We start from the raw sequence: 10,210 nt of genomic DNA, 5'->3' as shown, positions 1-10,210 counted from the left end.
AGCGCGCCGGTGGAGGAGCGCACCTTGATCTGCGAGATGTCCTGCACCGAGGTGCGAAACGCCGCGTCGCCCTGCAGGCGCACNTGATAGATCCGGCCCAGCGTGTGAAAGTCGTTGACGTAGGTGCCGCCGAGATCCGCCTGGACCGACGAGAACACGTTCGCCAGCGGCACGTTCAGCATCCGGGCGATGGTGCGGTCGATGTCGAGGAACAGCTGCGGCGTCGAGTTGTCGAAGGTCGTGAAGACGCGCTGCACGTCCGCGCTCTGGTTGGCCTGAGCGATCACCTCGCCGGCCGCGGCCATGAGGGGGCCGATATCCGACGACTGGCGGCTCTCGATCTGCATCTTGAAGCCGCCGCCATTGCCGAGGCCGCGGACGGGCGGCGGCGGGATCACGATGACCCGCGCCTCCTGGATGTCGGAGGTGGCCTTCAGCACGTCGCCGGTGATGACGGCCGCGCTTCGACCGACCTCCGCGCGCTCCTTCGCCCCCTTGAGGGTCAGGAACATCACGCCGGCATTGGTCGTGTTGGTGAAGGTCGCGCCGTCGAAGCCCGCGATGATCACCGCGTTGGCCACGCCGTCGACGGTCCGGGCCTGCTTGGCGGCGCGCAGACACACCTCCGTGGTGCGGTCGAGGGACGAGCCGGACGGGAGCTGGACGACGCCGATCAGGTAACCCTGGTCCTGGTCCGGGATGAAGCCCGTGGGCGTCGTCTGCGCCAGATGGAGCGTCCCGGCGATCACGGCCGCGTAGACCAGCAGCATCACGCCCAGGCCGACGATGCCGCCGGTCAGGACGCGGATCGTCCGGCCGTAGGCGTTCGACGTCGCGTCGAAGGCGCGGTTGAAGCCGTTCGCCAGCCAGTTCACGAACCGCGTCAGGAAGAATTTCGGCTCCTTGCGCGCATGATGCGGGACCAGCAGCAGCTTGCAGAGCGCCGGCGACAGGGTCAGCGAGTTGAAGGCCGAGATCAGCGTCGAGGCCGCGATGGTCAGCGCGAACTGCTTGTAGAACTGGCCCGAGATGCCCGGGATGAACGCCGTGGGCACGAACACCGCGGCGAGCACCAGCGCGATGGCGATGACCGCGCCGCCGACCTCGTCCATGGTCTTGTGGGCGGCGTCCCCCGGCGACAGGCCCTCGGCCATGTTGCGCTCGACGTTCTCCACCACCACGATGGCGTCGTCGACCACGATGCCGATGGCGAGAACCAGCCCGAACAGGGTCAGGTTGTTCAGCGAGAAGCCGAAGGCCGCCATCGCCGCGAAGGTGCCGATCAGCGACACGGGAATCGCGATCACCGGAATCAGCGCGGTGCGCCAGCTCTGGAGGAAGACCAGCACCACGATGACGACGAGGCCGACGGCCTCGAACAGGGTCTTGTAGACCTCGTGGATCGATTCCTCGATGAACTCCGTCGGGTTGTAGGCGATGCGGTACTCGACGTCCGGCGGGAATTTCTTCTTGACCTCCTCCATCACCTTCTTGACCGACGCCGCCGCGTCCAGGGCGTTCGTGCCCGGCCGCTGGAAGGCGCCGATGCCCACCGCGGGCGTGTCGTTGAGGAACGAGTTGGTCGTGTAGTCCTTCTGGCCCATCTCGACGCGGGCGATGTCCTTCACCCGGACGAGGCGCCCGTCCTGCGCCTTGATGATCACCTCGGCGAACTGCTCGGGCGTCTTGAACCGCGCCTGCGACTGAACGACGAGCTGGAACGCCTCGCTCTTGGCCGCGGGCGGACCGTTGAGTTGGCCGGCCGCCACCTGGACGTTCTGTTCCTGCAGGGCCGTGGTGACGTCGGTGACCGACAGGCCGTAGGCGGCGAGCTTGTTGGGATCGACCCAGATGCGCTCGGCATACTCGTTGCCGCCGAAGATCGTGATGTCGCCGACGCCGTCGAGGCGCAGCAGCTCGTCGCGGATGTTCAGGTAGATGTAGTTGGCGAGGTAGTTCTGGTCGTAGGTCTTGTTCGGCGAGAGCAGGTGCACGACCAGCATCAGGTCGGGGGAGGCCTTGCGCACCGTGACGCCGAGGTTGCGCACGTCCGGCGGCAGGCGCGGCTGCGCCACCGAGAGCCGGTTCTGCACCAGCACGTTGGCGATATCGAGGTTGGTGCCGACCTTGAAGGTCACGGTCAGCAGCATGTTGCCGTCGTTGGTCGACAACGACGTCATGTAGAGCATGTTGTCGACGCCGTTGACCTCCTGCTCGATCGGCGTCGCGATCGTGGCGGCCACGGTCTCGGCATTGGCGCCCGGATAGGAGGCGCGCACCGTCACGGTCGGAGGCACGATCTCGGGATACTGCGAGACCGGGAGGCTCTCGTAGGCCACGAAGCCGAGGATCAGGAACACGATCGACGTGACGGACGCGAAGATCGGCCTGTCGACGAAGAAATGGGCGAAACGCATCGGTCAAACCTCTGAGGCCCGCCGGTCTCCCGGACGGGGCCCTGCGTCGTCGGTGCGGGGCGCACCCTGGGGCGCGCACGAAGGCATTCGTGACGAGCCGCGCGGGCTCAGTTCTTGCTCGGCGGCAACTCGACGGTCTCGGGCGTGACCTTCGCCCCCGGCCGGACCCGGGCGAGGCCGTTGACCACGATGGTCTCGTCGCCCTTCAGCCCCGACTGGATCACCCGGTAGCCGTCGACCTTCGGTCCCAGCACGACATCCTTCTGCTGGATGACGTTCTCGGGCCCCACCACGTAGACGATGCGCTTGTCCTGGTTGGCGGCAACCGCCTCGTCGGGGACCAGCACGCCCTGGAAGGGCTTCGTCGCCGGCATCGCGACGATGCCGAACAGGCCCGGCTTGATGAACAGGTCGGCGTTCGGGACGGTGGCGCGCAGCAGGATCGTGCCGGTGGCGTTGTCGACGCGGTTGTCGACGAAGTCGAGGGTGCCCTTGCGGGTCGGCTTCGCCTCGCCGGACAGCGAGATCAGGATCGGCACGCCCTTGCCCTGCTGGGTCTGGCCCATCCCGATGCCGAGGCTGTTCTGGTACTTGAGGAACGCCTTCTCATCGACCGTGTAGCTGAAATAAATCGGATCGAGCGAGACGATCGTGGTCAGCATCGTCTGGTCGGCGCTGACGATGTTGCCCTCGGTCACGAGGCGCCGGCTGATGCGGCCGTTGATGGGCGCCTTCACCTCGCTGAAATCGTAGTTCAGCTGGGCGTTGTTGAGGGCGGCCTGCGCGCTGTCGACGTCGGCCTGGGCCGTCTGGGAGGCCTGCCGGCGCTGGTCGGTCACCTGTTCGGAGATGTTGCCGCTGCGGGACAGGGTCTGCGCGCGCTCGAGATCCGTCTGCGAGAAGGACTGGCGCGCCTTGGCCGAGGCCAGCGCGGCCTGGGCCTGCTCCAGGGCCGCCTTGTAGGGGCGCCGGTCGATGACGAACAGCACATCCCCCTTCTTCACCGTCTGGCCGTCGACGAAGTTAATCTTCTCGAGATATCCGGTGACGCGGGCCCGGACCTCGACGTAATCGATCGCGTCGAAGCGACCGGTATACTGGTCCTGCTCGACGATCTGGCGCACCACGGGCTTGGCCACGGTGACCTTCGGCGGCGGCCCGCCCGGCGCCTGGGCGCGGGCCGCCGGGGTGAGGGGACCTGCCGCGAGACCCGCGACGAGGGCTGACAAGAGGGTGAGAAGGCTGGGAAGCCGGCTGCGCATCGGGTCCTGCTGTCCGTTGGCTGACCGTGCGGTCGCGCCGAGCTTGACGATTGTTCCGCCGCGGGTGCGGCCTAACCCGCGCGCCACGCTGTTGCTTGTGCGCGAGCGCACATCACGGTCTCGTGTACCGGATTGAATCCGCAGGTCAGGCGATCGTCTCACCTGCGCTGTACCAGTCCTTGAACCCGCCTTTGTAGTGTTCGGCGAGATCGAGTCCGGCATTCTGCACGGCCATCAGCGCGTGGATCGAGCGGACGCCCGAGCCGCACGAGAAGACCGCGCGCCGGCCATCGGCGGCCACGAGATCCGCCACCGCCTGCGGATCGAAGCTGGAGAGGGGATGCGAGACGGAACCGGGAATGTGCCCGGCCTCGAATTCGTGCAGCTCACGCACATCGATGATCAGCATCGAGCCGTCGCTGAGCCCGCGCTTGACCGTATCGCGATCGAGGTCGACCACCCGCATCGGCAGGATCTCCGTTCCGCCCGCTCTCGGCCAGGCTGGTTGACTGACGCTTTTCCTTATTCGTCAGACCCGAGCGGCGCAACTTGTGCGGCCGGGCGCGCAGGCGGCGCGACCGGACATCGGACCGGAACGGCTCGGTCAGAGCATGGCCAGGGTGGGGGTCACGGCGGCGAAATGCGCGGGCCAGTCCGGCGGTCGATATCCGTCCAGACGTCCCGCCAGTTCGGCGCGCAGGGACGCGGCGGGCTGCGCAAGCGCCTCGATCGCTTCGATCCAGCCCGGCCCGTCCAGAGGGTCGCGGAACAGGGCGAACCCGTCGGCGATCTCCCGGTGAACGGGGATGTCGGAGGCGATGACCGGCAGGCCGGAAGCTGCGGCCTCGACCACGGGGATGCCGTAGCCCTCCGTGAAGGACGGCATCAGCAATCCCGTGCAGCTGCGCATCAGCGCGGCCAGCCCGTGCGTGGACAATCCCGACGCCTCGATGACATGGGCCTGCACGCCAGGGCAGCGTTCGAGCATGTCGATCGCGCTCTCGGCCTCCCAGCCCCGGCGCCCGACGACGATGAGCCGGGGCGTGGCAGCCCCGTGCCGCTCGGCCAAGTGCCGCCAGATCTGGAACAGCAGCAGGTGGTTCTTGCGCGATTCGATGGTGCCGCAGACCAGGAAGGTCGGCCGGTCCGGCCTGAACCGCGGTCCCGTGCGCCCGAAGGCGGGCTCGACCCCGAGATGGCCCACGGCCACCGGCGGCCGGCCGAACCCCTCGGCGGCGAGATGCGCGAGGGTGCGCCGGCCGGTATCCTCCGAATTCACCAGGATCGCGGCGGCGTGCCGGCCGATCGTGCGCAGGCGCGCCCGGTGGCGGTCGGCCTCGCCGGACCGGCCGTATTCGGGATGGGTGATCGGGATCAGATCGTGGACGAAGAAGGCGGCCCGCACGTCCCGCCGCGTGTAGAGCCAGTCGAACCGCCGCGGATCGTCGAGGCGCAGATGCGACGTGTGGAGGTAGAGCGCATCCCGGGGCAGCGTGGCGACCGACCGGCCGCGCAGGGCGATGTCGAGCGTCTTCCGCGCCTGGATCCGCCGCCGGTCGGCGGTGTTGGCCGGCGTCTCCGAGAGGGCTGCCGGTCCCGCGGCCGGATCCCCGCAGAGGGCGGCGAGCCGCCGATAGACCGGGTCCGAGGCGGCGTCCCGGTCCTCGACCCAGCCGGCCGCCACCGCCTCGACGATCTCCAGAGCCTGCGCGCGATCGAGAATGCGCGGTCCGACGGCTGTGGAGACGACGCCGACACCTGTCTCGGCCGAGCCGAGGAAGGCGCGGGCATAGGCGAGGTCGACGCGGTCGATCCCGGACGGGCTGGCGTGACGCAGGCGCGTGACGAGGCGCGTGAGATCGAAGGCGATCGGTCGGTCCGTCATGATCCTCTGGCAATCGTCGGGGCGGGGGCTCCCCGTAGCGGTCCTGATCGGCAAGTGCCAGCATCTGCCGGCCTCGCGGCGCGGAACCCGGATGCCGGAAGGGGTTGCGCGGGCGCTGCGCGGAGGCTAAGAGCCGCGAGCCTAAGCGGCGTCGGAGTGTAGCGCAGCCCGGTAGCGCACCTGTCTGGGGGACAGGGGGTCGTCGGTTCAAGTCCGGCCACTCCGACCATTTTTCTTCTGCGACGCTCAGCCGGTCGCGGACCTTCTGTAGCGGCCGCCGTGCCCGCAGGCTCCCTCCATCAAGCCCGACCGAAGTGACGCAGGACGAGCGGCTCGCTCCGGGAGAGCGGAACGCCGCGCGGCTGCGATCGGACCGTGCGTCCGGCGACGAGGGCAATGCCGACCAGGCCGACCGATCCGGTCATCGCCATGGCTACGCACCACCAGAAGGCGACATCAAGCATGGCTGCTCATTAAACTCCGACTGAGTTCGGAACTCTCGAGCCGCAGGGTAAACGGACGCTTAAACATCTGCTCAACCGAGGATTGTTTACCCCGGTACCCGCCGGGCCGCACGACCGAACCCTCGTCACGGGTGGGGCGGCCCGGTTTCAACGGGCCGCGAGCCGTGAGGGTCGCGACGCGACATCCCCGCTCCGGTCAGCCTCCGCGCCCCGCCTGCAGGGTTGAGGCAGAGGGTCGCAGGGCGCACACGCCGGCGCCCAGACGGGCACCCGGGACGCACTCAGCCGATCCGCCGCGTCGACTTGGCCGCAGCGAGCTTGCGCAGGATTCGCCGGATATGGGCGCGCAGGGCCGAGGTCTCGGCCATCGCATCGGCCCGGAGGACGGAATCGGCAGTCTCCGAGAGGGTGGTCAGAGAGTCGGTCATCGACGCGGGCGCTGTGAATGGACGGCGAACCTACCGCTGGGGTCGGTCAATGAATACATCATTTCATAGATTTCTTTATCTCAAATTTAAAGTGTTCACCCCGCCACATAGGGAAAATCCCGACACCGGCACGGTCCTTGAGCGCGGCTTCAGCGGGCTCATGATCCTCCTGCCGCACCATTAAAGTCCTGAGACGGCACGGTCGGCACCATCCCGGCTACGTCGCCGGCAGTTTCCGCGCCTGATCAGCCCGGTCCTACGCAATTCAACACCTAAGTACTCTTCATCGCTTCCGATTTCCGCTAAATCGTCGCCCGAATAGACTCAGAGTCTCGGTCGATAGCGTTTCGAGGCTGATCTAAACCGCTATTCATTGGAGCCGACAACGCGGCGTGCGCGCGACGAATGGCCCAGCCGCGCCCGGCCAATGGCCAAGGTATGCGTCCCACGCAGACTTGGCACGCGCAACTTGTTGGTGCACTAAGCATTTCTCGGTTGTGTTTTTCGCCGCCACGGCGAGTTAACTCGCGATCAATCCACCACGCCGAAAGCTCTCATCCATGTCATCCTCCCCGAAGCCCAAATCCGCCACCGACGCCGACCGCACGATCGGCGGACGCATCGCGGCGCTCCGGGTGGCGCAGGGGCTGAGCCAGACGAATCTCGGCCAAGCGATCGGCGTCAGCTTCCAGCAGGTTCAGAAGTACGAGAAGGGCCGCAACCGCATCGGTGCCGGCCGTCTCCAGGCCATCGCCGACCTGCTGAAGGTGCCGGTGGATACCTTCTTCGCCGATCTGCAGGAGAGCGGACGGGATAAGGCCGGACCTGCGGCCCTGTTCGATGATCCGAAGGTGCTCGAACTGGTCCTGGCCTTCACCAGCATCCCCGACGAGACGACCCGCAGCGGCATTCTGTCGATCGTCAAGGCGGCCGCCGCCCTTCAGGAGAGCCGCGCGAGTGCGCAGCGCGCGGAAGCTGCGGCCCGGGAGTGAGGGCGCCGGTCCGACACCCCGAACCGGCGAAACGTCCGGACGGTCGCCGTTCGGGCCGCCAGCGGGATCCAGAGATGGCGGCGACCCTGCCGACGGCATGATTTGACAGGCGCGATAGAGATGCGCGCCTTAATTCAAATTAAACCAAGACCTTCGCGCGCAACGATGTAAATAGCCGACCACATTGGACATGACATTTACGCCGCCTTAGCGGACAGCATGCTTCAAGATCGTTTCGGGAACCGGGTCCAGAACATGCCGATCGAGACGCCGACCACGTGGGGTCGCGGCGAGCTTTACGAGACCCTGTGCCTGCTCGTCATCGGCGTCGGGATCTGGTTCGTCGGCGTCACCCTCGGGACCTTCGACTACCTCAACGGTCTCGTTGCCGCCTACAACCTCACCGACCTCCTGTTGCTGGCCGCCTGCATGGGCGTCGCCCAATGCGGCGCCAGCATCCGCAAGTCGATCATCCTCCGCCGGCTGATGCTCGAACGCGCCGCCGCCGCCGCGCAGGCCGAAGCGATCGCTCGACATGACGGGCTGACGGGCCTCGCGAACCGTCGCCGCTTCATCGATGCCGTGGAGCGCGCGCATGCCTCGGCTACCGGGGATTCGGCGGTGCTGCTGATCGATCTCGACCGGTTCAAGCCGGTCAACGATCTCTACGGCCATGCTGCGGGCAACGCCGTCCTGTGCGCCGTGGCCGAGCGTCTCCAGCAGCTCGTCCCGCCGGGCGGCCTCGCGGCTCGGCTGGGCGGCGACGAATTCGCCATGCTGGTCCCGCTGCGCTACGAGAGCGAGGGGCTGAGGCGCCTCGCCCAGACTGTCATCGTGCGCATCGCCGAGCCGGTGACGTGGAACCAGAACGACCTCAAGGTCGGCGCGACGGTCGGGGTCGCCGCGGTATCGGCCGACCATGGGGATGCCGACGCGGTGCTGCATGCGGCCGACCTCGCGATGTACCAGGGCAAGAAGGACGGGCGCGGTAAATTCCGGTTCTTCCGCAGCGCCATGGACGCGGAGCTGCGCGCCCGGGCCCGCATGGAGACGGAGCTCCGCAGCGCCATCGAGACCGGGGCGATCGAACCCTTCTACCAGCCGGTGGTGTCCTTGCCCGAGCGGGAGATCGTCGGCGTCGAGGTGCTGGCGCGCTGGCGCCATCCGACGCGCGGACTGGTCGCCCCCAGCGAGTTCATCCCGGTGGCGGAGGAGACCGGGATGATCGGCGATCTCAGCTACAACCTGATCCGTCGCGCCTGCCTGGATGCCCGGGCTTGGCCGCCCCACCTGATCCTGGCGGTCAACATCGCTCCGCAGCAGTTCCAGGACGCGTGGCTCGCCCAGCGGATCCTGGGGATCCTGACCGAGACCGGCTTCCCACCGCAGCGCCTCGAGGTCGAGATCACCGAGAGCGCCCTGATCCAGGACCTGGAAGCGACCCGGATGACCCTGCTGTCGCTGCGTGAGCTCGGGGTGCGCATCGCGCTGGACGATTTCGGCACCGGCTATTCGAGCCTGTACCACCTGCGTGAATTGAAGTTCGACAAGCTGAAGATCGACCGCAGCTACGTCGACGCGATCACGATGAGCGACGAGCGGGCCAAGCTGGTCGATGCCATCATCAAGCTCGGGGCGAGCCTCGGCCTCTCCACCACCGCCGAGGGGATCGAGACGGACGCGAGTTTCGACTGGCTGTCCGACCAGGGCTGCCAATTCGGCCAGGGCTACCTGTTCGGTCACGCCATGCCGAAATCCGAGATGGACGAGATCCTCGCCACCGCGCAATCCGCGCTCCCGCTTCGGCCTCTGGCGCAGGCCTCGTAAGGGCAGTTGGCCGTCCGAGCGTCGCGGCCTCCCGTCGGCTGGCCCGAGCGGGTGGTCCGCGGGACGGACAGGTTTCGGGGCGGCGCTCCGGCCCCTGCGACGCGCGGCCTCGCGCCGCTCCGGGTGGAAGACCGGAGCCTGGCCAACCGGCTCGGCCCGGACGTAAGACTGGCGCGGCACGGCGCGCCGCGGCCTCACGCCGGTCGACACGAACCCCATATGGGCAGAATCGACGCGCCGTCGCAGGTCACAGCATGGCACCGAGCCCCCTCGCACTCATCGCCTCCGCCGCCCTCGTTGCCGTGGTCGCCACCGGAACCGGGGCGATCGTCCTGCAGCAGGGCTCGCGGTTCAGCCATCCCCGAAAGGTGGGCGGCCCGTTCACGATGGCGGATCTCGAGGGCCGCCCGGTGACCGAGGCCGACCTCCGCGGCAAACCGGCCGTCCTGTTCTTCGGCTTCACCCACTGCCCGGATGTCTGCCCGACGACGCTCGCCACCCTGTCGACCGCCCTCGGCCGGATGGGCCGCGATGCGGATCGCCTCAACGTCGTCTTCGTCACCCTGGACCCGCAGCGCGACACGCCCGACACCCTCCGGGACTATCTCGCCTCCTTCGATCCGCGCATCCGCGGCTTCGTCGGCACGCCCGAGCAGGTCGCCCGCATGGCCGACGCCTATCACGTCGCCTACAAGCGCGTGCCGACCAAGGACGGCGACTACACGATGGAGCATTCCGCCACCGTGGCGCTGTTCGACAAGTCCGGCCGCATGGTCGGCGAGATCGGCTATGGCGAGGACGAGGCCAGCGCCTTCGCCAAGCTGATCACCCTGGCGCTGCCGGGCCAATGCCCGCCGGGGGGCGGCGCCAATCTCTGGGCCACCGACGGCAGCACCGGCAGCTGCGGCCCGCGGAGCTGAGCGCAGCCCGGAAAT

Annotated in this window: 9 protein-coding genes and 1 tRNA gene; 4 read left to right on the top strand and 6 right to left on the bottom strand. The window is 67.9% G+C overall.

Translation table 11 applies throughout. The features are described 5' to 3' along the window. The 4 genes from I53_RS18055 to I53_RS18040 all read right to left on the bottom strand — a co-directional run. Positions 1–2,417 (bottom strand): efflux RND transporter permease subunit (locus I53_RS18055; protein ID WP_043353144.1); only part of this gene is annotated, 2,417 nt, incomplete at its 3' end. A 107-nt stretch (positions 2,418–2,524) separates the two neighbouring features. Further along, the gene (locus I53_RS18050) at positions 2,525–3,679 is read right to left on the bottom strand and encodes an efflux RND transporter periplasmic adaptor subunit (protein ID WP_043353142.1); all 1,155 of its coding nucleotides are present in this window, start codon (positions 3,677–3,679) and stop codon (positions 2,525–2,527) included. Between the two features lie 145 nt (positions 3,680–3,824). Continuing rightward, complete coding sequence (locus I53_RS18045) at positions 3,825–4,145, bottom strand: rhodanese-like domain-containing protein (RefSeq protein WP_043353140.1); 321 nt, start codon at positions 4,143–4,145, stop codon at positions 3,825–3,827. A 138-nt stretch (positions 4,146–4,283) separates the two neighbouring features. Further along, positions 4,284–5,564, bottom strand: a complete 1,281-nt coding sequence (locus tag I53_RS18040; RefSeq protein WP_043353138.1) for a glycosyltransferase family 1 protein — start codon at positions 5,562–5,564, stop codon at positions 4,284–4,286. Between the two features lie 152 nt (positions 5,565–5,716). Here I53_RS18040 and I53_RS18035 point away from each other — a divergent pair. Then, a tRNA-Pro gene (locus I53_RS18035) sits at positions 5,717–5,793 on the top strand. Between the two features lie 70 nt (positions 5,794–5,863). Here I53_RS18035 and I53_RS34040 read toward each other — a convergent pair. Both I53_RS34040 and I53_RS34035 read right to left on the bottom strand, forming a co-directional pair. Then, positions 5,864–6,028 (bottom strand): hypothetical protein, encoded by a 165-nt coding sequence (locus tag I53_RS34040; protein WP_187294378.1) that lies wholly within the window; start codon positions 6,026–6,028, stop codon positions 5,864–5,866. Positions 6,029–6,309: 281 nt separating this feature from the next. Continuing rightward, positions 6,310–6,456, bottom strand: coding sequence for a hypothetical protein (locus I53_RS34035; RefSeq protein ID WP_158713268.1), 147 nt, complete (start codon positions 6,454–6,456; stop codon positions 6,310–6,312). A 560-nt stretch (positions 6,457–7,016) separates the two neighbouring features. On the opposite strand from I53_RS34035, the gene I53_RS18030 reads away from it, so the two are divergent. The 3 genes from I53_RS18030 (at position 7,017) to I53_RS18020 (ending at position 10,195) form a co-directional block, all read left to right on the top strand. After that, positions 7,017–7,448, top strand: a complete 432-nt coding sequence (locus tag I53_RS18030; protein WP_043353136.1) for a helix-turn-helix domain-containing protein — start codon at positions 7,017–7,019, stop codon at positions 7,446–7,448. Positions 7,449–7,703: 255 nt separating this feature from the next. After that, the gene (locus I53_RS18025) at positions 7,704–9,275 is read left to right on the top strand and encodes a bifunctional diguanylate cyclase/phosphodiesterase (RefSeq protein ID WP_043353146.1); all 1,572 of its coding nucleotides are present in this window, start codon (positions 7,704–7,706) and stop codon (positions 9,273–9,275) included. 254 nt (positions 9,276–9,529) lie between these two features. After that, on the top strand, positions 9,530–10,195 hold the full coding sequence (locus I53_RS18020; RefSeq protein ID WP_043353134.1) for an SCO family protein: 666 nt from the start codon (positions 9,530–9,532) through the stop codon (positions 10,193–10,195). Positions 10,196–10,210: the final 15 nt, after the last annotated feature.

The organism is Methylobacterium sp. B1, assembly GCF_000333255.1.
GTDB classification, from domain to species: Bacteria; Pseudomonadota; Alphaproteobacteria; order Rhizobiales; family Beijerinckiaceae; genus Methylobacterium; species Methylobacterium fujisawaense.
Note: the sequence above shows the minus strand (reverse complement) of the source record. Positions and strands in the feature narration are given on the sequence as shown.

Excerpts from the sequence above, each read along its gene's own strand:
- I53_RS18030 (WP_043353136.1), top strand. The coding sequence starts at position 7,017 with ATGTCATCCTCCCCGAAGCCCAAATCCGCCACCGACGCCGACCGCACG.
- I53_RS18045 (WP_043353140.1), bottom strand. The coding sequence starts at position 4,145 with ATGCGGGTGGTCGACCTCGATCGCGATACGGTCAAGCGCGGGCTCAGC.
- I53_RS34040 (WP_187294378.1), bottom strand. The coding sequence starts at position 6,028 with ATGCTTGATGTCGCCTTCTGGTGGTGCGTAGCCATGGCGATGACCGGA.
- I53_RS18050 (WP_043353142.1), bottom strand. The coding sequence starts at position 3,679 with ATGCGCAGCCGGCTTCCCAGCCTTCTCACCCTCTTGTCAGCCCTCGTC.
- I53_RS18040 (WP_043353138.1), bottom strand. The coding sequence starts at position 5,564 with ATGACGGACCGACCGATCGCCTTCGATCTCACGCGCCTCGTCACGCGC.
- I53_RS18025 (WP_043353146.1), top strand. The coding sequence starts at position 7,704 with ATGCCGATCGAGACGCCGACCACGTGGGGTCGCGGCGAGCTTTACGAG.
- I53_RS34035 (WP_158713268.1), bottom strand. The coding sequence starts at position 6,456 with ATGACCGACTCTCTGACCACCCTCTCGGAGACTGCCGATTCCGTCCTC.
- I53_RS18020 (WP_043353134.1), top strand. The coding sequence starts at position 9,530 with ATGGCACCGAGCCCCCTCGCACTCATCGCCTCCGCCGCCCTCGTTGCC.